This is a genomic window from Atlantibacter sp. MEI4A-1023, assembly GCF_056155425.1.
This window is the reverse complement of record NZ_CM149568.1, coordinates 3,146,258-3,170,631: the sequence shown is the minus strand read 5'-3', so window position 1 is coordinate 3,170,631 and position 24,374 is coordinate 3,146,258. Positions and strand designations below refer to the sequence as shown.

Genomic DNA, 24,374 nt, shown 5'->3' with positions numbered 1-24,374 from the left:
GTTATGCCCGGCGCATGTCAGGCCAGCGCCTGCGCCAGCAGGGTAATCGGATGTTCACAGCGTTTGCTGGTGGACATCTCGATTTGCCATTTGCAGGTTTCGCAGTCGGTGATCACCAGATCCACGCCACTCTCTTCAATCTGTTTAAACAGCGGTTCGCCGATGGCCTGCGAGGTCGGGTAGTTCTCGGATTTAAAACCATAGGTTCCGGCAATCCCGCAGCAGCGCGAATCCAGCACCAGCACCTCCACGCCGGGGATGCGTTTCAGCAATTCCAGGGTGTAGATCGCCCAGCCCATTTTTTCCATATGGCAGGGGGTGTGATAGGCCACGCGCAGCGGCGTCGGCTTGAGATTCAGCGTTGCGCCGTCTTCCAGTCTGCGCCACAGAAAGCGCGTCGCCAGTTCAATGCTGTCGCGCAGCGGGGTGGTATCCACATCCAGCACGTGCGGGTATTCATCGCGCAGCGTGAAGGTGCAGGTCGACGAGGTGGCGATCACCGGGAGATGGCGTTCAATAATCGCTTCTTCCAGCGAACGGGCATTCACCCGCGCCTGTTTACGGGCTTTATCGACAAACCCGTTGGCGATCAGCGGTACGCCACAGCACTTTTCTTTGCTCAGCAGCTCCACACCGATGTTCATGGCGTTAAACACGTTTACCAGGTCTTTGCCGAGAGTGGAATTGTTGTAATTGACGTAGCAGCCGTGGAAAAACGCCACTTTATCGGCGAACTGCGCCTGGGCCGCCGCCTGTTTGCGATACCACTGGCGGAAGGTGCCGAACGCGTATTTCGGCAGGCTGCGGCGATGGTCGATTTTCAACGCCTTATCCAATAGCTGGCGCACCGGTTTCATGGCGGTGGCGGCATTGACCAGCGGCGCAAACGGCGTGGAGAGCGAGCCCATGATGTCGGTATGGCTAAGCAGCGCATCGCGCAGCGACGGGTTATGCGGCGCATATTCCGCTCTGGCGCGCTGAATGATGTCGCCGATTTTGACGTCCGACGGGCAGGCCACTTCGCAGCGCTTGCAGTTGGTGCAGTATTTTAGCGCCTCGTCGTACAGCGTCGGGTCTTTAAGACGCAGCCGCGCGCCGTCCGGCCCGGCCTGTTTCGGACCGGGATAATGCGGGTTGGCGCGGCTTACCGGGCAGGCGGTAGTGCAAACGGTGCATTTAATGCAGCTTTCGAAACCGGTCTCCCTCAGGCTCATAATCTGCTCCCTGTATTAATAATCTGTTGGGCGGCGTGCAGGGCGGTAATGGCGCACACGCCGCCGCCGCAGCCCTGGGTAATGGGATCGAACCCGCCGAGCACGGTGCCGATGGCGTACACGCCTTCCAGGGATTCGCCGTTACGCGACGGCTGGAGACGGTCGTTGGTTTTTACGCCGATGGACTGCCAGGGCTGGGAGTGGAAAAAGTCCGGGTGGCTCCAGTCACCGTTAGCGGCGTAATCATGCAGATCCAGATCGAAAATCGCTTCGCGAACCCGCTGGCGCTCGGCCACCAGTCCATTGCTGAAGAAGCTGCCGCTGGCGAGCACCACGTGCCGCGCCTTAAGGGCGATATCGCCATGATTGCGGGTCCATACCTGGTGCAACCCCGCTTCATTGCGCGTGACGCGGTTTACCGCATCGCCTTCCATAATAATGCCGCCGTTCTGGCGGAAATATCGCGCCAGCGCGTTGTGCATCCTCATCCCCGGCACCGACGGCGGCAGGGTAGGGATAAAATTCAGCGCGCAGGGCAGGGCGTGTTGTAACTGCGCGGGCAGGTCCGGCTGCTCCAGGCCCACCACGGCGGGCAGCAGCAGCGCGTCATAGCCTGGCGCGAGGGCGGTCAGCTCGTTGAGCAGTTCCGGCGTGTAGCGCGCATCGTCGAGCATCCGGGCGATGTTCACCGCGCGGAATTCGCTGGGGTTCTGGCGCAACACGTCCAGCACCGGCAGCGCCAGCTCGGCGGTATCGGCCTCAATACCCTGCTGTTTCAATTGCTCGGCCACCATCAGCGGTTCGAAGTCGAGAAAACCTGCGATGCCCACCACGCGAATGCGTTTGCCGGTAAGCGGCGCACAGGGCGCATCCTGCTGGCTCAGCCATGCGGTGCGCCACTGGCCGAGCGGCGTCAGGCGCGAATGGCCGTAGCGCCAGTGGCCCTGTAATGTCAGCCCGGCGCGGGCTAACAGAGCTTCGGCATGATCGGCATAATCCAGCACCGCCGCCGCGCCCGGATGGGCATACGGATGCTGTGGGGACTGGTTGATTAACTCGCACAGCCCGCTTTGGATATCGCTAACCGGCGTGCCGTCGGCAAGATGGCTGAGTAAATCCAGCGAGCCGGATGAGAAGTGCAGAGCGCTCTGGCCCCGGCTGACAATCGCGCAGCGCAGGCCCGCTTCGCCGAGTTTGATCCCGCACAGCAATCCTGCGAGGCCGCCGCCGATAATCACGCTATCAAATTTCATGGCGTTGCTCCTTTTCCAGTCCGCATAATCCCTGGTAAACCCAACGGGTAAATTCCGCCTCGCGTAACGCATCCCCATAGGCGACGGGGGCGATACCTTTCCACCGCTCGTTAAGGAACTGCGACAGTTCGCGGCAGGATTGCATCCCGCTCATCACCCCGAAGCGCTGCAATAATCCGGCGGCGCGGCAGGCGCACAGCTCGCCCTGGCAGGTGCCCATGCCGACGCGGGTGCGGCGGCGTAAGTCCACCAGTTTGGTGACCGCTAATGATTCCACGGCGTAGCGCACTTCGCTGGCAGTGACCGCCTCGCATTCGCATACCAGGCTTTGGTTAAGCCGCGCGTCGTTCAGCCACTCGGCGGCGCGTTCGCCGTGTCGATACACGGCGGAACCGCGCAGCATGGTCGGGAGGGAGATCACTTTGCGCAGCGTGGTTTCCGGTTCTTCGCGCGAGCCGGGCAGCGGCGCGCTGGCGGTGGTGCAGGGCGTGGTGTTGCCCAGCTTGCGGCATACCGCGTCGGTGGCCCATTCCGCCATCAGCCGGTAGGTCATCAGTTTGCCCCCGGTGATGGTGATAAACCCGTCCAGCCCGTCGCGCTCAGCGTGATCCAGCAGCACAATGCCGCGGCTGACGTTGCGACCGCTGGGATCGTCATCGGTAGCTACCAGCGGGCGGACGCCGGAGTAGGCGCGCAGAATGCGGGTTTGCGCCATGCGCGGAGCCAGTTTTGCCCCTTCGCGCAGCAGGATGTCCACCTCGCTGGCGGTGACGCGGGTATTGTCGATTTGGTCGTAGTCAACGCGGCTGGAGGTGGTGCCAATCAGTGAAATGGTGTCGCCGGGCACCAGAATATCGGCGTCGGCGGGTTTGCGGCAGCGGTTAATCACATGTTGATTTATGCGATGGCCGAGTATCAATAACGCGCCTTTGGCAGGCAGCATCCGGATGCGCAAATCGGCGTACTCAGCGATATGCGCCCCCCAGATCCCGGCGGCATTCACCACCACGTCGGCGTAGATTTCGCGCGTTTCGCCGTGCTGATGGTCGAAAACGCGCACGCCGCGGATCTGCTCATTGTGGCGGATCAGCCCGGTCACTTCATGCCACGTATACAGCAGCGCGCCGTGTTCACGCGCATCCAGCATATTGGCGGTGGTCAGCCGGAACGGATCGACGGTGCCATCGGGCACCCGCACGCAGCCAACCAGCGCCGGGTTGACGCTGGGTTCAATCTTCAGCGCTTCCTGCGGGGTGAGTAATTCGGTGTCGATATCCGCCTGCTGGCAGGCATCGATAAACTGGCGCTGCCATTCAAACGAGTCTTCGGGCAGGGTGATAAACAACCCGCCGGTGGGTTCTATACAGTGGCGGGCCACGCTTTTCAGAATGCGGTTTTCCGCAATGCATTCTCTTGCCGATTCTGGATCGTTGACCGCATAGCGCGCGCCGCTGTGTAGTAACCCGTGGTTGCGCCCGGTCGCGCCGGTGGCAAAGTCGTGGCGCTCCAGTAAAATGGCCCTGAGGCCGCGTCGCGCGCAGTCTCTGGCAATACCCGCGCCGGTCGCGCCGCCGCCGATTATCACCACATCCGCTTGTTCTGGTCTCATCGCCTCGTCCTCTCAACACTCTGCTGTGTTCACCATTTAGCCACATTATTGATGTGGTTTGTTTGATAACGAGCAAATTCGAACGAAAAACGAAAATATATTCCTTTGTAATACGCTTTTTTGTTCGATTGTAATAAAAGTGAAACAATATGTGCGATGTTTCACAGCATTTACATTTAATTTTGACTACTATCACGCTCGGAAAAGAAAGTTTCCGTTGTCTTTTGTTTTCGTTGAGTACTTATCTGGGCCTGGAGAGAGCAATGCTAAGTATCTTTAAACCTGCAGCGCATTCGGCAAGATTGCCTGCAGAAAAGATCGATCCCGTTTACCGCCGGTTACGCTGGCAGATTTTCATGGGGATATTTTTTGGGTACGCGGCCTATTATCTGGTGCGAAAAAACTTCGCGCTGGCAATGCCGTATTTGATTGAACAAGGATTTTCACGCGGGGATCTGGGTTTTGCGCTGTCGGGCATTTCCATTGCTTACGGCTTTTCGAAGTTCATCATGGGTTCGGTGTCTGACCGCTCCAACCCGCGCGTGTTTCTGCCTGCCGGTTTGATTCTGGCGGCGGCGGTAATGCTGTTTATGGGTTTCGTGCCCTGGGCGACATCAAGCATTGCGATTATGTTCGTACTGCTGTTCTTGTGCGGCTGGTTCCAGGGCATGGGGTGGCCGCCGTGTGGCCGTACTATGGTGCACTGGTGGTCGCAGAAAGAGCGCGGCGGGATTGTCTCGGTATGGAACTGCGCCCATAACGTGGGCGGCGGGCTTCCTCCGCTGCTGTTCCTGCTCGGTATGGCGTGGTTTAACGACTGGAAAGCGGCGCTGTATATGCCTGCTTTCGGGGCCATCATCGTGGCGCTGATTGCCTTTGCGCTGATGCGTGATACCCCGCAGTCCTGCGGTCTGCCGCCGATTGAAGAGTACAAAAACGACTACCCGGATGATTACAGCGATAAGCACGAAGAAGAGCTGACCGCGAAGCAGATTTTTATGCAGTACGTTCTGCCTAACAAATTGCTGTGGTATATCGCTATCGCCAACGTGTTTGTTTACCTGCTGCGTTACGGCATCCTCGACTGGTCGCCGACCTATCTGCGTGAAGTGAAGCATTTCGCGCTGGATAAATCCTCCTGGGCCTACTTCCTGTATGAGTATGCGGGGATACCGGGCACGCTGCTGTGCGGCTGGATGTCGGACAAAGTGTTTAAAGGCAACCGTGGCGCAACCGGCGTGTTCTTTATGACGCTGGTGACCATCGCGACCATCGTTTACTGGCTCAACCCGGCGGGCAACCCGCACGTGGATATGGCCTGTATGATCATTATCGGCTTCCTGATTTATGGTCCGGTGATGCTGATTGGTCTACATGCGCTGGAGCTGGCGCCGAAAAAAGCAGCGGGTACGGCGGCAGGCTTCACCGGTCTGTTTGGTTATCTCGGCGGTTCGGTTGCCGCGAGCGCCATCGTCGGTTACACCGTGGACTTCTTCGGCTGGGACGGCGGTTTTATGGTGATGATCGGCGGCAGCATTTTAGCGGTGCTGTTGTTGATCGTGGTAATGATTGGTGAGCGTAAGCATCACCAGGAAGTGCTCGCGAAACGCGGGTAATAAAAAAGGCTGAGCTTACGGGCTCAGCCTTTTTCCTTTCTACAGTTCGATTTCAATATCGCCCTGCGCCCGGCAACAGCAGGGGAGAATGTCCCCCGGCTCGATAAACGCCAGCGGCTCAATCAGCCAGGTCACTTCGCCCGCATGTAAACGGGTACGGCACGAACCGCAATACCCTTCACGACACTGATATTCCACCGCAATTTTATGCGACTCCAGCGCCGCCAGCAGGGAAGGGTGCTCATCCTGGCACAGCAGCTGTGCGCCAGAGAGGCGAAGCGTAATACGGCCCATCTTAAAGCTGGAAATTGCTCAGGTCGTCGGTATCGACTTCCGAGTCAATCTGGCCGACCAGGTAAGAGCTTACTTCCACTTCCTGCGGCGCAACCTGCACGTTATCCGATACCAGCCAGGTGTTAATCCACGGAATCGGGTTGGAGCGGGTTTTGAACGGCAGATCGAGCCCAACAGCCTGCATGCGGATGTTGGTAATGTATTCCACGTACTGGCACAGAATGTCTTTGTTCAGGCCGATCATTGAACCGTCGCGGAACAGGTAATCCGCCCACTCTTTTTCCTGCTGCGCCGCCAGTACGAACAGATCGTAAGATTCCTGTTTGCACTCTTCGGCGATTTCCGCCATTTCCGGGTCATCCGCGCCGGAACGCATCAGGTTCAGCATGTGCTGGGTGCCGGTCAGGTGCAGCGCTTCGTCGCGGGCGATCAGGCGAATGATTTTGGCGTTGCCTTCCATCAGCTCGCGCTCGGCGAAGGCGAAGGAACAGGCAAAGCTGACGTAGAAGCGAATCGCTTCCAGCGCGTTCACGCTCATCAGGCACAGATATAACTGCTTTTTCAGGCTACGCAGGTTAACGGTCACGGTTTTGCCGTTCACCGTGTGGGTGCCTTCGCCCAGCAGATGCCAGTAGCTGGTCATCTCGATCAGGTCGTCGTAATAGCCGGAGATATCTTTGGCGCGCTTTAAGATTTCGTCGTTGGTGACGATATCGTCAAACACAATCGCCGGATCGTTAACGATGTTGCGGATGATATGGGTATAAGAGCGTGAGTGGATGGTCTCGGAGAACGCCCAGGTTTCTACCCAGGTTTCCAGCTCGGGAATAGAAATCAGCGGCAGCAGCGCGACGTTCGGGCTACGGCCCTGGATAGAGTCCAGCAGCGTCTGGTATTTCAGGTTGCTGATGAAGATGTGTTTTTCGTGATCCGGCAACGCCTGGTAATCGATACGGTCGCGGGAAACGTCCACTTCTTCAGGACGCCAGAAGAAGGAGAGTTGCTTTTCGATCAGCTTTTCGAAGATGTCATATTTTTGCTGATCGTAGCGGGCCACGTTAACCGACTGGCCAAAAAACATCGGCTCCAGTAGCTGGTCGTTTTTGGTCTGTGAAAAGGTGGTGTATGCCATGAATAAGAGTCCTGTCTTACGGAATAAAGGCGGGGAAATCCCCGCCCTGATTTTTTAGATTTTGCACGCGCCGCTTTCGCAGCCGTCGTCCTGAATCGACGGGGCCAGATCGTCCTGCGCATCTTCCGCACCGTCGCGGGTGTTTTGATAGTACAGGGTTTTCACGCCGAATTTATAGGCGGTGAGCAAGTCTTTCAGCAGTTGCTGCATCGGCACTTTACCTGACGGGAAGCGGGTCGGATCATAGTTGGTGTTCGCCGAAATCGACTGGTCGATAAACTTCTGCATGATGCCAACCAGTTGCAGGTAACCGTCGTTGCCCGGCATTTCCCACAGCAGCTCGTAGTTATTTTTCAGCAGCTCATAGTCCGGCACCACCTGACGCAGAATGCCGTCTTTGGAGGCTTTAATGCTCACGTGGCCGCGCGGCGGCTCAATACCGTTGGTGGCGTTGGAGATCTGCGATGAGGTCTCAGACGGCATCAGCGCGGAAAGCGTGGAGTTACGCAGGCCGTGGGTTTTGATTGACTCACGCAGGGCTTCCCAGTCCAGATGCAGTTTCTCGCTGGTAATACCGTCGAGATCCTTTTTATAGGTATCGATCGGCAGAACGCCCTGGCTGTAAGTGGTTTCGTTGAACCACGGGCACGCGCCTTGCTCTTTCGCCAGCTCGTTAGAGGCTTTCAGCAGGTAGTACTGAATGGCTTCAAACGTTTTGTGCGTCAGGTTGTTCGCGCTGCCGTCGGAATAACGCACGCCGTGCTTCGCCAGGTAGTAAGCGAAGTTAATCACGCCGATACCCAGGGTACGACGGCCCATCGCACCGCGTTTGGCCGCCAGAATCGGGTAGTCCTGGTAATCGAGCAGGGCATCCAGCGCGCGCACCGCCAGGGTCGCCAGCTCTTCGAGATCGTCCAGAGAATCGATCGCGCCGAGGTTGAACGCCGACAGGGTGCACAGGGCGATTTCGCCGTTTTCGTCGTTAACGTCTTCCAGCGGTTTGGTCGGCAGGGCGATTTCCAGGCACAGGTTGGACTGGCGCACCGGCGCGACAACCGGGTCAAACGGGCTGTGGGTGTTGCAGTGGTCAACGTTCTGGATGTAGATACGGCCAGTCGAGGCGCGTTCCTGCATCATCAGGGAGAACAGTTCGACCGCTTTAATACGCTGCTTGCGGATGCTGTCGTCTTTTTCGTATTTAGTGTACAGACGCTCGAACTCGTCCTGATCGGCGAAGAACGCGTCATACAGGCCCGGGACGTCGGACGGACTGAACAGGGTGATCTCTTCGCCCTTCAGCAGACGGGTGTACATCAGTTTGTTGATCTGCACGCCGTAGTCCATGTGACGTACGCGGTTGCCTTCCACGCCACGGTTGTTTTTCAGCACCAGCAGGCTTTCGACTTCCAGATGCCACATTGGGTAGAACAGTGTTGCCGCACCGCCGCGCACGCCGCCCTGGGAGCAGGATTTCACCGCCGTCTGGAAGTGCTTATAGAACGGGATACAGCCGGTGTGGAACGCTTCGCCGCCGCGGATCGGGCTGCCCAGCGCACGGATACGGCCCGCGTTGATGCCGATACCGGCGCGCTGGGAAACGTATTTCACAATGGCGCTGGAGGTGGCGTTGATAGAGTCCAGGCTGTCGCCGCACTCGATCAGCACACAGGAACTGAACTGGCGGGTTGGGGTGCGCACACCGGACATGATCGGCGTCGGCAGCGAAATTTTGAACAGCGATACCGCGTCATAGAAACGCTTCACGTAGTCCAGACGAGTTTCACGCGGGTAGTTGGAGAACAGGCAGGCTGCCACCAGGATATACAGGAACTGGGCGCTCTCGTAGATTTCACCAGTAACGCGGTTCTGCACCAGGTATTTGCCTTCCAGCTGCTTCACGGCGGCGTAGGAGAAGTTCATATCGCGCCAGTGGTCGATAAAACCGTCCATCTGCTGGAACTCTTCTTCCGTGTAGTCTTCCAGCAGATGACTGTCGTATTTGCCGAGCTCAATCATCTTCACAACGTGGTCGTAAAGTTTCGGCGGCTCGAACTGGCCGTAGGCTTTTTTACGCAGGTGGAAAATCGCCAGGCGGGCAGCCAGGTACTGGTAGTCCGGCGCGTCGCGGGAGATCAGATCCGCTGCCGCTTTGATGATGGTTTCATGGATATCGGAAGTCTTGATGCCGTCATAAAACTGAATATGGGAGCGTAACTCAACCTGCGAGACCGACACGTTGCTTAACCCTTCCGCAGCCCAGTCGAGGACGCGGTGGATTTTATCCAGATTGATACGCTCCTGACCGCCGTCGCGTTTTGTAACCAGCAGACTCTGATTCATGTTTACCTGTCCGTGAATGTCCGTGAAAAAAGAAATATCCCCCCGTTTATCCACAATCTGGCTTTTGTGGCTAAGCCTGTGGATAAATACTATATATGGGGGCTATGAGATAAGTGAGACGCTATATGGTGAGTATTCTAGTAGGGAATCTTTTCAGAACAAGGGTTGATTTTGATGTTAATTTGCGGTTACGAAACGCAGTTTTTGGCTAAGTGCAGGTGTCATAAGGCCTAAGGGTTCTGTCAATAACTTAGAAAAAAAATTCAAAATTTGATCGAGTGCCGATTTCCTGGTCGCTAAAGTGAATTGCGCAACGGGATGCTGCGCAATCATGAGATCAAAAAACGATTACTGATTCTGATTTTTCGCCTGGGTGTGCAACATATAATTCACATCTACCCCTGGACCAAGGCTAAAACGGTTGGTCAACGGGTTAAAATGTAACCCGGTCATGTGGCGTTCCTGAAGCGGTGTGTTATCCACCCAGTTCAGCAGTTCGGCAGGCTTGATAAATTTCTTAATATCGTGGGTGCCTTTGGGCACCATGCGCAGAATGTATTCAGCGCCAACCACCGCCATCAGCCAGGATTTGCCGTTGCGGTTGAGTGTGGAAAAGAACACGTGGCCGCCGGGTTTCACCAGTTGGGCGCAGGCGTGAACCACCGAGGCCGGGTCCGGCACGTGCTCCAGCATCTCCATGCAGGTCACCACGTCATATTTCTGTGGGTGCTTTGCGGCATGTTCTTCCACGGTTTCCTGGACGTAATCCACCGCCACGCCGCTTTCCAGCGCATGTAAACGCGCCACCTGTAGCGGTTCTGCGCCCATATCCAAACCGGTCACGGTCGCGCCCTGGCGCGCCATGCTCTCGCTCAGGATGCCGCCGCCGCAGCCGACGTCCAGCACGGTTTTGCCAAACAGGCCGCCTGCGCGCTCGGTGATATAGCCCAGGCGCAGCGGGTTAATGCGGTGCAGGGGCTTGAACTCGCCTTCGGTGTCCCACCACTGGGAGGCCACGGCTTCAAATTTGGCGATTTCGCCCCGATCGACGTTATGTGCAACCGGCGGTTTTTCGGCATTCATCAGCGCTACTACTCCTTTGTTCTCAATTAGGTCGAGTATAACAGGCGAAGGCGGCTAATAAACCCTTCGCGCCGGTCATTCGACTTACCGGAATCAGGCGTACTGTGTTATAATTTCCGACCTTTGATTCCGGGACACAGTAGAGGGATAACGGTCAGATGAGCGACCTTGCCAGAGAAATTACACCGGTCAACATTGAGGAAGAGCTGAAAAGCTCCTATCTGGATTACGCGATGTCGGTTATTGTCGGCCGCGCGCTTCCGGATGTCCGAGATGGCCTGAAGCCGGTACACCGTCGCGTACTTTACGCCATGAACGTTTTAGGCAATGACTGGAATAAAGCCTACAAAAAATCCGCGCGTGTCGTGGGTGACGTCATCGGTAAATACCACCCCCATGGTGACTCCGCGGTTTATGACACTATCGTTCGTATGGCGCAGCCGTTTTCCCTGCGTTATATGCTGGTCGACGGCCAGGGTAACTTCGGCTCCGTGGACGGCGACTCCGCCGCAGCGATGCGCTACACCGAAATCCGCATGTCGAAAATCGCCCATGAATTAATGGCCGATCTCGACAAGGAAACCGTTGATTTCGTTGATAACTATGACGGCACGGAAAAAATCCCTGACGTCATGCCGACCAAAATTCCGAATTTGTTGGTTAACGGCTCCTCCGGTATCGCGGTGGGCATGGCGACCAACATTCCGCCGCACAACCTCACCGAGGTGATCAACGGCTGCCTGGCCTATATCGACGATGAAGACATCAGCGTTGAAGGCCTGATGGAACACATTCCGGGCCCTGATTTCCCGACTGCCGCCATCATCAATGGCCGTCGCGGTATTGAAGAAGCGTACCGCACCGGTCGCGGCAAGATTTATATTCGCGCCCGCGCTGAAGTCGAAGCGGATGCGAAAACTGGCCGTGAAACCATCATCGTGCATGAAATTCCGTACCAGGTGAACAAAGCGCGCCTGATTGAGAAGATTGCCGAGCTGGTGAAGGACAAACGCGTTGAAGGCATCAGCGCGCTGCGTGACGAGTCTGATAAAGACGGGATGCGCATCGTGATTGAAATCAAACGCGACGCGGTGGGCGAGGTTGTCCTGAACAACCTGTATTCCCAGACTCAGCTTCAGGTCTCCTTCGGCATCAACATGGTGGCACTGCACCATGGCCAGCCGAAGATCATGACCCTGAAAGAGATCCTGTCGGCGTTTGTACGTCACCGCCGTGAAGTGGTGACCCGCCGTACCATTTTTGAACTGCGTAAAGCCCGCGACCGTGCGCACATCTTAGAAGCACTGGCGATTGCGCTGGCGAACATCGACCCGATTATCGAGCTGATTCGCCGTGCGCCGACCCCGGCGGAAGCGAAAGCAGGCCTGATTGCCCAGCCGTGGGATTTGGGCAACGTGAAAGCGATGCTGGAAGGCGCGGGCGATGATGCCGCGCGTCCGGAGTGGCTGGAGCCGGAATACGGTATTCGCGACGGCAAATACTGGCTGACCGAGCAACAGGCCCAGGCGATCCTCGACCTGCGTCTGCAAAAACTCACCGGCCTTGAGCATGAAAAACTGCTCGACGAGTACAAAGAGCTGCTGACCCAGATCGCCGAGCTGCTGCACATTTTGGGCAGCGCCGACCGTCTGATGGAAGTGATCCGTGAAGAGCTGGAGCTGGTGCGCGATCAGTTCGGCGACAAACGCCGTACCGAAATCACCGCCAACACCGCTGATATCAACATTGAAGATCTGATCAGCCAGGAAGACGTGGTAGTCACCCTGTCGCATCAGGGCTACGTGAAGTATCAGCCGCTGACCGATTACGAGGCGCAGCGCCGTGGCGGTAAAGGCAAGTCTGCCGCACGCATTAAAGAAGAAGACTTTATCGACCGCCTGCTGGTGGCCAACACCCACGACACCATCTTGTGCTTCTCAAGCCGGGGCCGTCTGTACTGGATGAAGGTTTACCAACTGCCGGAAGCGAGCCGTGGCGCGCGTGGCCGCCCGATCGTCAACCTGCTGCCGCTGGAAGCCAACGAACGTATCACCGCGATCCTGCCGGTGCGCGAGTATGCCGAAGGCGTCAACGTGTTTATGGCGACCGCCAGCGGCACCGTGAAGAAAACTGCGCTTAAAGAGTTCAGCCGTCCGCGTACTGCGGGCATCATCGCCGTCAATCTTAATGAAGGCGATGAGCTGATCGGCGTGGATCTGACCTCCGGTAGCGATGAAGTGATGCTGTTCTCCGCGCAGGGCAAAGTGGTGCGCTTCAAAGACGACGCGGTGCGTCCGATGGGCCGTACCGCCACCGGGGTACGCGGTATCCGTCTGATGGACGGCGACAGCGTGGTATCACTGATTGTGCCGCGCGGCGAAGGGGCCATCCTGACCGTGACGCAAAACGGCTACGGTAAACGCACGGCGGCGGATGAATATCCCACCAAGTCGCGCGCCACCAAAGGCGTTATCTCGATTAAAGTCACCGAGCGTAATGGCCCGGTGGTTGGTGCAGTTCAGGTTGATGATTGCGACCAGATCATGATGATCACCGATGCCGGTACTTTAGTCCGTACCCGCGTATCGGAAATCAGCGTGGTGGGCCGTAACACCCAGGGCGTGATCCTGATCCGTACCGCGGAAGATGAAAACGTGGTGGGCCTGCAACGTGTTGCCGAGCCGGTGGATGACGAAGAGCTGGACAGCATCGACGGTAGCGTCGCAGAAGGCGATGATGAAATCGCGCCGGAAGCGGACAACGACGATGATGCGGCTGACGACGCTGAAGAGTAATCGTTAGCAGCCAGTAACAACAGGGCCGGATAATCCGGCCCTTTTTTATTAGTTCATCCTTTCAACAATCATCGCAATGCCTTGCCCGCCGCCGATGCACAACGTCGCCAGGCCGAGAGTCTTATCCCGCGCCGCCAGGGCGTGGAGCAGGGTGACCAGAATCCGCGCGCCGCTGGCTCCGATGGGGTGGCCCAGCGCAATCGCGCCGCCGTTGACGTTCACCTTCTCCATATCGACATCCAGCAACTGGCCGACGGCAAGGAACTGCGCGGCAAAGGCTTCGTTGGCTTCGATTAAATCGATATCCGCCAGCGTTAACCCGGTTTGCTGCAACACGTTTTGCGTCGCAGGCACCGGACCGAGGCCCATCATCGACGGCGCAACGCCGCCGCTGGCAAAGCCACGAATACGCGCTAACGGCGTTAAGCCCGCCGCGCGTGCGGCGTTTTCGTCCATCACCACCAGCGCCGCCGCGCCGTCGTTTATTCCCGAGGCGTTTCCGGCTGTCACGGTGCCATTTTTATCGAATGCCGGGCGTAGCGACGACAGCCCGTCCAGCGTGGTGCCCGCTTTGGGGAACTCATCGACGGCGAACTGGCTTTCCGCTTTACGGCTTTTCACCGTCACCGGCACGATTTCCCTGGCGAATGCGCCAGATTCAATCGCGGCCTGCGCTTTTTGTTGAGAATGCAGCGCGGCTTGATCCTGCATCGCGCGCGTGATGCCGTGGGCTTTCGCGACGTTTTCTGCCGTGATGCCCATATGGTAGCCTTCCGTGGCGCACATCAGGCCATCACGCAGGATCACATCCGAAAGTTCGCCGTCGCCCAGCCGGTAGCCCCAGCGCGCTTTCGCGTTCAGCAGATAGGGCGCCAGGCTCATGTTTTCCATCCCGCCGGCTACCAGCGCCTTCGCGTGGCCTGCCTGAATCGCCTGCGCCGCCAGCGCCACGCTTTTCAGCCCCGAACCGCACACTTTATTCACTGTAAAACCGCAGACCGATTCCGGTAAACCCGCTTTCAGCAGCGCCTGACGCGCCGGGTTTTGCCCCAGCCCGGCCTGTAATACGTTACCCATGATGGCTTCGTCAATCGGCTGCCCGTCCAGCCCGGCGCGGTGTAGCGCTTCCCGAATGACGGTTGCCCCTAAATCTACCGCGCTGACGCCTGCCAGCGCACCATTGAAGCTGCCCATCGCCGTACGTACGGCGCTGACAATAACGGCATTTTTCATGTTCGATTCCTTTTTAAAGTGACGTTAAAACAGCGTCAGCCCGATGACGAAGATGACACCAGAGAACAGCAGGGCGGTGATGCAGTAACCCATGATGTCGCGCACCCCGAGGCCCGCAATAGCCAGTGCCGGTAAAGCCCAGAATGGCTGCGCCATGTTCATCCACTGCTCGCCGTAGGCGATAGCCATCACGGATTTACCCAGGTCGGCACCCAGCGCCTGGGCGGCAGGCATCACAAACGGTCCCTGGATCACCCAGTGACCGCCGCCTGACGGCACGGCAAAGTTGATCAGCGCGGAGCTGAAGAAAGTCATTACCGGGAAGGTGTCTTTATTAGCGACGTTGATGAAGAACTCGGTAATCAGACCGCCGAGGCCGGAGTGTTCCATCATCAACTGGATCCCGGCATAGAACGGGAACTGCACCAGAATGCCTGCGGTGCTGCGGGCGGCTGCGACGATGGCGCGCATATAGGCCATCGGGGTTTTGTGCAGCAGTAAACCGACAATCATAAACATCATGTTGACGGTGTTGATGGTGATGTTGAACCCTTTCTCAGCGAAGTAGAAACCGAGGTAAACAATCCCCAACGCACCGATAATCAGCGCCAGAATGCGGCTCTCTTCCAGGCGTTCCGACGGCGGCGCGTCTTTCGGCAGCGCTTTCTGAAAATCCGGCTCTTCTATCAGCAGTTTCGGATCGACAGACACCACATCGCCCGCTTTCGGCATCATCAGGCGGGTAACGAACGGCATCACCGCAATCAGGCCCAGGGTGATGAAAATATTGAAGCCTGCAAACAGCGTCTGGCCGACCGGCACCAGCCCGGCGATATGCTCAACCGGGTTGCCCGGCGTGGCGGCGAGTAAGGGCATCGAACCCGAAAATCCGCCACCCCAGGTCAGAAAGCCGATATAGGCGCAGGCGATTAACAGCGGATAGTCTGAACCCGGTACGCGGCGGGCCACTTCCCGGGCGAACATCGCGCCGACCACCAGGCCAAAGCCCCAGTTAATCACGCAGGCGACGGAACCGAAAAAGGTCACCAGCATCACGCCCTGTACCGGTGTACGGGCCGCTGACGCGGCGGTACGCAGGATTTTTTTCACCGGGCCGGAGCTGGCCAGCGCGTGGCCGGTCACGATAATCAGCGCCATCTGCATACCAAAGGCCAGCAGATTCCAGAAGCCGTCGCCCCACATTTTCACCATATCGAGCGGGGTGTGCGGCGTCAGCCACAGGGCGATGCCAAAGGTAATTAACGTCAGCAGCATGGCGAAAATCAGCGGGTCCGGCAGATAGCGGCTGACCAGGCGTGTCATCAGGCGGGAAATACGGCCAATCATGACGCACCTCGCTCAGCCATGGTTTTCAGGCCGCTGGATACAGAGAACTCCGCTTCGGTACGGGCGCGAACGGTGTCGACATCCACGCCCGGCGCGGTTTCGATAAGCCACATTTTGCCGTCGATAAACTCAAATACAGCCAGTTCGGTAACCAGCATATTGACCGCATGTTGCGCGGTAAGCGGCATAGTGCAGTGACGCAGGATTTTTGCCGAGCCGTCTTTGGCGCAGTGCTCCATGGCGATAATCACTTTGCGCGCGCCGGTCACCAGATCCATCGCGCCGCCCATACCGGGCACCATTTTCCCCGGCACGACCCAGTTCGCCAGGTTGGCTTCCTGATCGACCTGTAACCCGCCCAGTACGCAGGCATCCACATGGCCGCCGCGGATCAGGGCAAAGGACATGGCGCTGTCGAATATCGCCGCGCCAGGCAGAATGCCGCACGGCTGCCCGCCGGCATTCACCAGGTCCGGGTGCTGTTCAGTCACCGGGCCGAGGCCAAGAAAGCCGTTCTCCGATTGCAGCGTGATATGTACATCGCCAGGTAAATAGTTCGCGACCAGCGTGGGTAAACCAATCCCCAGGTTAACGATGTCGCCATCGTTGAGTTCCAGCGCCACGCGGCGCGCAATACGTTGTTTAGCATCCATGATTAGGCTTCCTGGGAAATGATGTGGTCGATAACCGCGCCTGGCGTGACGACGTGATCGGGGGCGATAGCGCCGACCGGCACAATCTCGTCGGCTTCTACCAGGGTGATATCCGCCGCGAGGGCGATAAGTGGGTTGAAGTTGCGTGCGCTAAGTTGATAGGTCAGATTGCCGAGGGCATCGGCCTGATGGGCGCGGATCAGCGCCAGGTCGGCGCGCAGGGCGCGTTCCAGTAAATATTGTTTGCCATCGAGGGTGAGGAGGTGTTTGCCTTCTTCCACTACGGTACCGACGCCGGTTGGGGTCAGTACGCCGCCCAGGCCCGCGCCGCCGCAGCGGATCTGTTCGATCAGTGTGCCCTGGGGCACCAACTGCACCTCCATTTCTCCCGCGATCATCCGCCGTCCGGTTTCCGGGTTAGTGCCGATATGGGAGGCGATGACTTTCTTAACCCGACCATTAACAATCAACGGGCCAATGCCGACATCCACAAACGCGGTGTCGTTAACGATAAGCGTTAAATCGCGCACGCTGGAGGCCAGCAGCGCATCCACCAGACGGGGCGGGGTGCCTACCCCCATAAAACCGCCGACCATAATTGTCATGCCATCGCGGAAGAAGCGACTGGCCTGCTGTAGCGTGAGTTGTTTCTCTTTCATATGACTTCCCTATGATGACTCCGTAATGGGTACGTAGCGGTAATAGCAAGGGGAGTGCCAGAGAGGAGAGTGGATTCAAATTAATTACAACATACTGTTATAAAAGGGTTTTTATCAGGCGTTGGCGGGCCGTAAGCTGGAAGGAACCAGGCAAGAAATTGCACAGTGTGCAAATAATTGCCTGGCAAAAAACGGTGACTGGCGGGGTTAGTCGATGCCGTATTCCTGCAATTTGTACATCAGCGCGCGGCGGCTGATGCCCAGCTCCAGGGCGGTATGGGTGCGGTTTCCGTCGTGCCTTGCCAGCGCGCTTAGCAGTAGTTGTTTTTCATAGGCTTTCACGGCTTCTTTCAGGCTGCCCTGCATGGCGGTGGGGAGCGTGGCACCTTCCTGCACCATCGAGCCACGCTGAAATTCCAGCGGCAGGTCTTCTGCAAATATCACCACGCCGGTACTCATGATCACCGCGCGTTCCATGACGTTGGCCAGTTCCCGAACGTTGCCAGGCCACGGCCAGGCGTTCAGTAGCGCCAGCGCCTGCGGATCGATTTCGATGATGTCGCGCTGGTTTTCCGACGCGAATTTTTGCGCAAAATGATTGGCGAGCAGGGGAACATCGCCTGGCCGCTGGCGCAGCGGGGGGATTTCCAGATGAATCACGTTGAGCCGGTAAAACAGATCCTCGCGGAACTGGCCCTGCGCCACGCTCTCCGCCAGATTACGGTTGGTGGCAGCCAGAATGCGGATATCGACTTTAATCGTCTGGCTGCCGCCAACCCGCTCAAACTCCCGCTCCTGCAATACGCGTAGCAGTTTAACCTGCAAATTAAGCGGCATTTCGCCAATTTCATCCAGCAGCAGCGTGCCGTGATGGGCGCGTTCAAACAGACCCTGGCGCAGCCCCTGCGCGCCGGTAAACGCTCCTTTTTCATGGCCGAACAGCTCGCTTTCCAGCAGTGAATCGGGCAGGGCGGCGCAGTTAATTTTGATAAACGGCCCGCTGGCGCGGCGGCTGTGGTAGTGAATGGCGCGGGCAATCAGCTCTTTGCCTGTGCCGCTCTCCCCGGAAATCAGCACGTTGGCGTTGCTCAGCGCAATTTTCGCGGTATCCCGGCAGATTTCCATCATGCACGGCGTATTGGTGAGAATATGTCCCCACTGCCAACTTTCGCTCAACGCCTGGTGCAGTTCGCGGATCTCCTCTTTCATCGACTGGAGCTGGAGCGCACGGTTAATCACCATATTCAGCTCTTCGAGATCGAAGGGTTTGATCACATAATCAAACGCGCCCTTACGCAGCGCTTCAACCGCCGTTTCTACGGCGGCATAGGCGGTCATCAACACCACTGGGATTTTCGGGTTGATGGCATGCATTTGCTGAAGGGCCTCAAGGCCGTTTAATTCCGGCATGCGGATATCCATCAACACCACGTCCGGCTGGCTGTCGCGAAACAGTTGCAGCGCTTCGACGCCGTTTCGGGCGCACAGGGTGTGATGACCGGACAGCGTAAAAGCGGTGTTGAGCATCAGACGCACGTTTTCTTCGTCGTCGACAATCAGAATGCGATACATCGGTTTCATAACGGCTGCGTTCCCTGAAAGTGAAGCGGCAAAATTAAGGTAAAGGTCGCGCCATGACCGGGCTCGCTCACCAGGTGGATATCGCCGTGATGGGCATTGATGATCCGCTGGCTAAGCGCCAGTCCAAGCCCAGTCCCCGAGGCTTTGGTCGTGAAAAAGGGATCGAAGATTTTTTTCTGGTGTTCCGGGGCGATGCCGCAACCGTCATCCTGGATCTCAATGGCCTGATGACCGTCATCCCAGCGCAGGGTGCGGATCGTGATGTTGCCGCGGGCGCTGATGGCCTGGACGGCGTTGATCAGGATATTAAGCAGCACCTGTTTAAGCAGTTCGCCGTCAGCGTCAATGGCATCCAGCGACGTGTCGTAGTGGGTAGAGAAATGAATCCGCGCCTCCAGACCGGAGGTTTGAATCAGCACCAGGCATTCGTCAAGCAGCTGATTAAGCCGGACCGGCTGCCAGTGCCCGTGGCGCGGACGGGCGAAATCGAGTAGCTGCTGAATCACCCGGTTAATCGAGTCGATCTCTTTGAGGATCACCGCCAGATACTGCTGATGCTCCACCTTCAAATCATGCTGTTTCAGGATTTGCGCGTAGCCTTTAATCGCGGTCAGCGGGTTGCGCACCTCGTGGGCGACGCCCGCCATCAGCTCGCCCAGGGTGGCCAGGCGTTCAGTCTGGGCCAGCCGCCGCTGGGTCTCTTTACGCGCGGTTAAGTCAGAAAATATCACCAGCGCACCGATGAGTTCGCCCTGGGCATTATGGATTTGGCTGGTGGTCACGCTGATTTCAATGGTGCGTTCCCGCGCCGGAAAGCTGATTTCCAGCGCCACATGGCCGGTGCCCTGTTGCAGCGTTTCCAGCACCGGGCTGTCAAAGCCGGTATCTATAAAAATACTGGAATAGGGTTTGCCGAGCAGCTCCAGTAAGGTGTAGCCGGTAATGTGCTCGGCGGCCGGGTTCATGGTGGTGACCCGTCCCTGTTTATCCACCGCGATCACCCCGTCGGCGGCGTTTTCGATAATCAGATCGTTCAGGGTCTGGGTTTCGCGCAGCGTCTGGGCCAGCATATTGACGCTGTGGCTGATTTTGCCCATCTCGCCGGGCAATTCAGGCAGGCGGGTAGAGTGATCCTGGGCAAGGTTATCCAGGCCGTGGGTAATCACGTCAATACTGGCGCTGAAGCGCCGCGACGCCAGCACGATCAACAGCAGGCTTAACATCAAGCCGACCGACAGCACCACCACAATATTCCAGTCCAGGCGTTCCGCCTGTAGGCTGATATCCTCCGAAAGCTCGTTAGCCCAGATGTAGCCCTGTACCTCGCCGTGGCGAACGACAGGGATCATGGCGTTGAGGATATGGCCGCGCACCTGTTTGCCGGAATAAACGCGCGGCTCGCGGTTCGCCATCACCGACCGGCCCGGATGGTCCGGTGCGATAGTGACGCCGACGTTGCTTTTATACTGGGCTTGCGGCGCATAGGTGATAATGGTATCCAGTTGGCGATGGTAAAATCCCGCGCCGATGCCGGGAAACGCCTGGGCGATGTGTTCGGTTTTCTCGCTGAGCTGCTGATTTAACGCCGCAATTTGCTGCGCGCGGGGCAGCGTCAACGGCTGGCTGAAGGTGTCACCCAGCGCGGCGTCCAGCAGGCGGGTTACCGCCATCAGCTTCTTCTCTTTTTCGGCAATCAACGCCGCCCGCCCTTCGTTATCCACCACGTAGCCCATCGTCAGCACCGGGATCGTGACCATACAAACGGCCATCACGATAAGCTGGTTGCGGAGTTTACGGGGGATGAGTGGCTTGAGAATCTTCCGTAAGTGTGAAAAGCGCACGGCTAAAAATCCCTGTCCCTGAGATACAAAAAACGATTATCGCCGGAATTGCCCGCCGTTTCCCGGCTGGCGTTCAAAATACAGACAAACACTGAAGATTGCGGCTCTGGCGTTTTACGGCTACCTTAACGGCATTATTTCTTTTACTACCTGCCACAGCGACCGGAACCACTTTGAAATACTTCGTCTCCTTTCGCACCACGCTGAAAGTTTCTCGCTATCTTTTTCGCGCCCTGGCGTTATTGCTATGGCTGCTGATCATGCTGTTTTCGGTTTTTTATATTGTCAGCGCCCTGCATGACAAAGAGTCGGAAATCCGCCAGGAATTTAACCTCAGCTTCGATCAGGCGCAGCGCTATATTCAGCGCACTTCGGATGTAATGAAAGAGCTGAAGTACATTGCTGAAAACCGCCTCAACACCCCGGACGGCGCAATATTAAGCGCGGGCAAGCGGGACAACAGCGCCGAAATCCCGGCGTTTATGCCGCTGTGGTCGGATTCCGATTGCAACGCGATGAGCAACGCCTGGCGCGGCTCGCTGCAATCTATGTCCTGGTTCTTACGCTACTGGCGGGATAATTTTTCTGCGGCCTATGATTTAAACCGCGTGTTCCTGGTGGGGACCGAGGACATGTGCCTGGCGAACTTCGGCCTGCGCGACCGCCCGGTAGAGCGTGACAGCATTCTGAAGTCGTTCCATGACCGGATCGTGAAATACCGTAACCAGCCGCAGGAAGAGCACACCAACGGGCTGTACTGGATAGGGCAGGGGCCGCGCCCTGGCGTGGGCAATTTCTACGCCATTACCCCGGTTTACCTGGCTAATCGCTTACAGGCGCTGTTAGGCACCGAGCAGACCATTCGCGTGGAGAACTTTTTTACCCCCGGCAGCCTGCCGATGGGCGTGACGATCCTTGATGAAAACAGCCATCCGCTGATTTCACTGACCGGCCCGGAAACCCGTATCGTTCCCGATCCGCGCTGGGTGCAGGATCGTGCCTGGTTTGGCTATACCGCCGGTTTTAAAGAGCTGATCCTGAAAAAGAACCTGCCTCCGTCCTCCCTGAGCATCGTTTATTCGGTGCCGGTGGATATGGTGCTGGAACGTATTCGGATGCTGATTTTAAACGCCGTGCTGCTGAACGTGCTGGTGGGGATTGTGCTGTTCACCCTGGCGCGGATGTACGAGCGGCGGATTTTTATTCCGGCGGAAGTGGATGCCCAGCGGCTGGAAGAGCATGAGCAGTTCAACCGTAAAATTGTCGCCTCCGCACCGGTAGGGATTTGCATTCTGCGCACCCAGGACGGCTCGAATATTCTCAGTAACGAGCTGGCGCATAACTATCTCAATATGCTGACCCACGAGGACCGCCAGCGGCTGACGCAAATTATCTGCGGCCAGCAGGTTAACTTCGTCGACGTGTTAACCAGCAACAATACCAATTTGCAGATTAGCTTTGTGCACTCCCGCTACCGTAATGAAAACGTGGCGATCTGCGTGCTGGTGGACGTGTCGGCGCGCGTCAAAATGGAAGAGTCATTGCAGGATATGGCCCAGGCCGCAGAGCAGGCCAGCCAGTCGAAATCGATGTTCCTCGCCACCGTCAGCCATGAATTGCGTACCCCGCTGTACGGCATTATCGGCAACCTGGATTTGCTCCAGACCAAAGCCCTGCCGAAAGGCGTGGACCGGCTGGTGACGGCGATGAACAACTCCTCCAGCCTGCTGCTGAAAATCATCAGCGATATTCTCGATTTCTCGAAAATCGAATCCGAGCAGCTCAAGATCGAACCGCGCGAGTTCTCGCCGCGTGAATTAATGAGCCACGTTACCGCCAACTATCTGCCGCTGGTGGTGCGCAAGCAGCTCGGCCTGTACTGCTTTATCGAGCCCGATGTGCCGCTGGCGTTGCAGGGCGATCCGATCCGCATCCAGCAGGTGATTTCCAACCTGCTGAGCAATGCCATCAAATTTACCGATGTCGGCTGCATTATATTGCATGTCGATCAGGCGGACGGTTATCTGCGCTTCAGGGTGCGGGATACCGGCGTCGGCATTCCAGCCAAAGAGGTGGTCAAACTGTTTGACCCGTTCTTCCAGGTGGGGACTGGGGTGCAGCGTAACTTCCAGGGCACCGGGCTGGGCCTCGCGATTTGTGAAAAACTGACCACCATGATGGACGGCGATATCGCCATTGATACTGAACCGGGTCTCGGCAGCCAGTTTACGGTGCGTATTCCGCTGTATAAAGCGCAGGCTATGCCGGTTGATGGCGTCGAGGGGCTGACCGATAAGCGCTGTTTACTGGCGGTACGCAATGCCTCTTTGCAAACCTATCTGGAATCGTTGCTTGAGCATAGCGGTATCCGCGCGCAGCGTTACGACGGGCAGCGTGCTGATGTCGACGATGTACTCATTACTGACGATGTGTTCGACGACGAGTGGGAAGGGCGGGCGACCATTGTTTTCAGCCGTCGCCATATTGGCGTACCGTTTGAGCAAAGCCCCGGCGTGTGGCTGCAAAGCGTGGCTGCGCCGCATGACCTGATTGCGCTACTGGGCCGTATTTACAGTATCGATATCGGCGCGACAGGGATTAATGGCGCGTTGCCCGCCCCAACCGGCGTTAACGAGCAGAACGATGACATGATGATCCTGGTGGTAGACGATCATCCAATCAACCGACGTTTACTGGCCGATCAGCTGGGTTCGTTAGGCTATCAGTGTAAAACCGCCAACGACGGCGTGGACGCGCTCAGCGTGCTGGCGAAAAACCATATCGATATCGTATTAAGCGACGTCAACATGCCGAATATGGATGGTTATCGCCTGACACAGCGTATTCGCCAGCTCGGGTTGACCCTGCCGGTGGTGGGCGTCACGGCAAACGCATTGGCGGAAGAGAAGCAGCGTTGTATTGAATCCGGGATGGACAGCTGTCTGTCAAAACCGGTGACGCTGGATGTGCTGAAGCAGACGCTGGCGCTGTATGCGGATCGGGTTCGTAAAGCACGTAAATAAAAAAAATGCCCTCCATCGGGAGGGCATTTGAGGACTTACTCTTTATCCGATGGCGCGAGCGTCACCGAAGAGAGGTAGTTCAGCAGGGCAATATCGTTATCCACGCCCAGTTTCATCATCGCCGACTTCTTCTGGCTACTGATGGTTTTAATACTGCGGTTAAGCTTTTTAGCAATCTCCGTCACCAGGAAGCCTTCAGCAAAGAGACGCAGTACTTCGCTCTCTTTCGGTGACAGGCGTTTGTCGCCGTAGCCGCTGGCGCTGATTTTCTCCAGCAGGCGAGACACGCTCTCCGGGGTGAATTTCTTGCCTTTTTGCAGCGCGGCCAGGGCCTTCGGCAGGTCCGTTGGCGCACCTTGCTTCAGCACAATCCCTTCAATGTCCAGCTCCAGCACGGCGCTTAAAATCGCCGGGTTGTTATTCATCGTCAGCACGATGATGGACAGATTCGGGAAATGGCGTTTGATGTACTTGATCAGCGTAATGCCGTCACCGTATTTATCTCCCGGCATCGAGAGATCGGTGATGAGCACGTGCGCGTCGAGCTTAGGCAAATTGTTAATCAGTGCTGTGGAGTCTTCAAACTCGCCGACAACATTCACCCATTCGATTTGTTCCAGAGATTTACGAATACCGAACAGTACAATCGGATGATCATCGGCAATAATTACGTTCATATTGTTCATGTAATAGGCTACCTT

At 57.2% G+C, this 24,374-nt stretch carries 17 protein-coding genes; 3 read left to right on the top strand and 14 right to left on the bottom strand.

Going from position 1 to position 24,374, the window contains the following annotated elements; genetic code table 11:
* Window positions 1-17: 17 nt before the first annotated feature.
* Genes glpC through glpA form a run of 3 tightly spaced genes read right to left on the bottom strand, consistent with a single transcriptional unit; the run spans window position 18 to window position 4,076 of the window.
* Window positions 18-1,214 carry an anaerobic glycerol-3-phosphate dehydrogenase subunit GlpC gene (glpC, locus tag ACVV26_RS15110; protein ID WP_474798056.1) on the bottom strand — a complete coding sequence of 399 codons (1,197 nt, stop codon included), beginning with the start codon at window positions 1,212-1,214 and terminating at the stop codon, window positions 18-20.
* Window positions 1,211-2,467 carry a glycerol-3-phosphate dehydrogenase subunit GlpB gene (glpB, locus tag ACVV26_RS15105; RefSeq protein WP_474798054.1) on the bottom strand — a complete coding sequence of 419 codons (1,257 nt, stop codon included), beginning with the start codon at window positions 2,465-2,467 and terminating at the stop codon, window positions 1,211-1,213. The genes glpC and glpB overlap by 4 nt, the downstream gene beginning before the upstream one ends.
* Window positions 2,457-4,076, bottom strand: a complete 1,620-nt coding sequence (glpA, locus tag ACVV26_RS15100; RefSeq protein WP_474798052.1) for an anaerobic glycerol-3-phosphate dehydrogenase subunit A — start codon at window positions 4,074-4,076, stop codon at window positions 2,457-2,459. Before glpA ends, glpB begins: the two co-directional genes overlap by 11 nt.
* Before the next feature lie 263 nt (window positions 4,077-4,339).
* Between glpA and glpT the strand changes: the two genes are divergently transcribed.
* Window positions 4,340-5,692, top strand: a complete 1,353-nt coding sequence (glpT, locus tag ACVV26_RS15095; RefSeq protein WP_474798050.1) for a glycerol-3-phosphate transporter — start codon at window positions 4,340-4,342, stop codon at window positions 5,690-5,692.
* A 39-nt stretch (window positions 5,693-5,731) separates the two neighbouring features.
* Here glpT and yfaE read toward each other — a convergent pair whose 3' ends face one another.
* From yfaE to ubiG, 4 genes are all read right to left on the bottom strand, one after another.
* A complete protein-coding gene (gene yfaE, locus ACVV26_RS15090; RefSeq protein WP_144130302.1) occupies window positions 5,732-5,986 on the bottom strand; it encodes a class I ribonucleotide reductase maintenance protein YfaE in 255 nt (84 codons plus the stop codon).
* 1 nt (window position 5,987) lies between these two features.
* Window positions 5,988-7,118, bottom strand: coding sequence for a class Ia ribonucleoside-diphosphate reductase subunit beta (nrdB, locus tag ACVV26_RS15085; protein ID WP_165459955.1), 1,131 nt, complete (start codon window positions 7,116-7,118; stop codon window positions 5,988-5,990).
* Between the two features lie 54 nt (window positions 7,119-7,172).
* Complete coding sequence (gene nrdA, locus ACVV26_RS15080; RefSeq protein WP_312978320.1) at window positions 7,173-9,458, bottom strand: class 1a ribonucleoside-diphosphate reductase subunit alpha; 2,286 nt, start codon at window positions 9,456-9,458, stop codon at window positions 7,173-7,175.
* A gap of 348 nt (window positions 9,459-9,806) precedes the next feature.
* Entirely contained in the window at window positions 9,807-10,541 is a 735-nt protein-coding gene (gene ubiG, locus ACVV26_RS15075; protein WP_474798048.1) for a bifunctional 2-polyprenyl-6-hydroxyphenol methylase/3-demethylubiquinol 3-O-methyltransferase UbiG, read from the bottom strand.
* 158 nt (window positions 10,542-10,699) lie between these two features.
* Here ubiG and gyrA point away from each other — a divergent pair, with 158 nt between their 5' ends.
* A complete protein-coding gene (gyrA, locus tag ACVV26_RS15070; protein WP_474798046.1) occupies window positions 10,700-13,336 on the top strand; it encodes a DNA topoisomerase (ATP-hydrolyzing) subunit A in 2,637 nt (878 codons plus the stop codon).
* A 48-nt stretch (window positions 13,337-13,384) separates the two neighbouring features.
* Here the strand turns inward: gyrA and ACVV26_RS15065 are convergent, their stop codons facing one another.
* The 6 genes from ACVV26_RS15065 to atoS all read right to left on the bottom strand — a co-directional run bounded on the left by ACVV26_RS15065 (window position 13,385) and on the right by atoS (window position 20,566).
* Window positions 13,385-14,569, bottom strand: a complete 1,185-nt coding sequence (locus tag ACVV26_RS15065) for an acetyl-CoA C-acetyltransferase (protein WP_474798044.1) — start codon at window positions 14,567-14,569, stop codon at window positions 13,385-13,387.
* Between the two features lie 24 nt (window positions 14,570-14,593).
* Entirely contained in the window at window positions 14,594-15,916 is a 1,323-nt protein-coding gene (locus ACVV26_RS15060) for a TIGR00366 family protein (RefSeq protein WP_474798042.1), read from the bottom strand.
* The gene (locus ACVV26_RS15055; RefSeq protein ID WP_474798040.1) at window positions 15,913-16,569 is read right to left on the bottom strand and encodes a 3-oxoacid CoA-transferase subunit B; all 657 of its coding nucleotides are present in this window, start codon (window positions 16,567-16,569) and stop codon (window positions 15,913-15,915) included. Before ACVV26_RS15055 ends, ACVV26_RS15060 begins: the two co-directional genes overlap by 4 nt.
* A 2-nt stretch (window positions 16,570-16,571) precedes the next feature.
* Complete coding sequence (atoD, locus tag ACVV26_RS15050; RefSeq protein ID WP_474798038.1) at window positions 16,572-17,228, bottom strand: acetate CoA-transferase subunit alpha; 657 nt, start codon at window positions 17,226-17,228, stop codon at window positions 16,572-16,574.
* A gap of 207 nt (window positions 17,229-17,435) precedes the next feature.
* Window positions 17,436-18,809 carry an acetoacetate metabolism transcriptional regulator AtoC gene (atoC, locus tag ACVV26_RS15045; RefSeq protein WP_474798036.1) on the bottom strand — a complete coding sequence of 458 codons (1,374 nt, stop codon included), beginning with the start codon at window positions 18,807-18,809 and terminating at the stop codon, window positions 17,436-17,438.
* On the bottom strand, window positions 18,806-20,566 hold the full coding sequence (gene atoS / locus ACVV26_RS15040) for a two-component system sensor histidine kinase AtoS (protein WP_474798034.1): 1,761 nt from the start codon (window positions 20,564-20,566) through the stop codon (window positions 18,806-18,808). The genes atoC and atoS overlap by 4 nt, the downstream gene beginning before the upstream one ends.
* A gap of 257 nt (window positions 20,567-20,823) precedes the next feature.
* On the opposite strand from atoS, the gene rcsC reads away from it, so the two are divergent.
* Window positions 20,824-23,673, top strand: coding sequence for a two-component system sensor histidine kinase RcsC (gene rcsC / locus ACVV26_RS15035; protein WP_474798032.1), 2,850 nt, complete (start codon window positions 20,824-20,826; stop codon window positions 23,671-23,673).
* A 35-nt stretch (window positions 23,674-23,708) separates the two neighbouring features.
* Here rcsC and rcsB read toward each other — a convergent pair whose 3' ends face one another.
* Window positions 23,709-24,359 carry a response regulator transcription factor RcsB gene (gene rcsB / locus ACVV26_RS15030; protein WP_125291583.1) on the bottom strand — a complete coding sequence of 217 codons (651 nt, stop codon included), beginning with the start codon at window positions 24,357-24,359 and terminating at the stop codon, window positions 23,709-23,711.
* Between the last annotated feature and the right edge of the window lie 15 nt (window positions 24,360-24,374).

Excerpts from the sequence above, each read along its gene's own strand:
- ACVV26_RS15065 (WP_474798044.1), bottom strand. The coding sequence starts at position 14,569 with ATGAAAAATGCCGTTATTGTCAGCGCCGTACGTACGGCGATGGGCAGC.
- atoS (WP_474798034.1), bottom strand. The coding sequence starts at position 20,566 with ATGGTCACGATCCCGGTGCTGACGATGGGCTACGTGGTGGATAACGAA.
- nrdB (WP_165459955.1), bottom strand. The coding sequence starts at position 7,118 with ATGGCATACACCACCTTTTCACAGACCAAAAACGACCAGCTACTGGAG.
- glpC (WP_474798056.1), bottom strand. The coding sequence starts at position 1,214 with ATGAGCCTGAGGGAGACCGGTTTCGAAAGCTGCATTAAATGCACCGTT.
- glpB (WP_474798054.1), bottom strand. The coding sequence starts at position 2,467 with ATGAAATTTGATAGCGTGATTATCGGCGGCGGCCTCGCAGGATTGCTG.
- ubiG (WP_474798048.1), bottom strand. The coding sequence starts at position 10,541 with ATGAATGCCGAAAAACCGCCGGTTGCACATAACGTCGATCGGGGCGAA.
- yfaE (WP_144130302.1), bottom strand. The coding sequence starts at position 5,986 with ATGGGCCGTATTACGCTTCGCCTCTCTGGCGCACAGCTGCTGTGCCAG.
- glpT (WP_474798050.1), top strand. The coding sequence starts at position 4,340 with ATGCTAAGTATCTTTAAACCTGCAGCGCATTCGGCAAGATTGCCTGCA.
- ACVV26_RS15055 (WP_474798040.1), bottom strand. The coding sequence starts at position 16,569 with ATGGATGCTAAACAACGTATTGCGCGCCGCGTGGCGCTGGAACTCAAC.
- gyrA (WP_474798046.1), top strand. The coding sequence starts at position 10,700 with ATGAGCGACCTTGCCAGAGAAATTACACCGGTCAACATTGAGGAAGAG.
- atoC (WP_474798036.1), bottom strand. The coding sequence starts at position 18,809 with ATGAAACCGATGTATCGCATTCTGATTGTCGACGACGAAGAAAACGTG.
- ACVV26_RS15060 (WP_474798042.1), bottom strand. The coding sequence starts at position 15,916 with ATGATTGGCCGTATTTCCCGCCTGATGACACGCCTGGTCAGCCGCTAT.
- glpA (WP_474798052.1), bottom strand. The coding sequence starts at position 4,076 with ATGAGACCAGAACAAGCGGATGTGGTGATAATCGGCGGCGGCGCGACC.
- rcsB (WP_125291583.1), bottom strand. The coding sequence starts at position 24,359 with ATGAACAATATGAACGTAATTATTGCCGATGATCATCCGATTGTACTG.
- atoD (WP_474798038.1), bottom strand. The coding sequence starts at position 17,228 with ATGAAAGAGAAACAACTCACGCTACAGCAGGCCAGTCGCTTCTTCCGC.
- nrdA (WP_312978320.1), bottom strand. The coding sequence starts at position 9,458 with ATGAATCAGAGTCTGCTGGTTACAAAACGCGACGGCGGTCAGGAGCGT.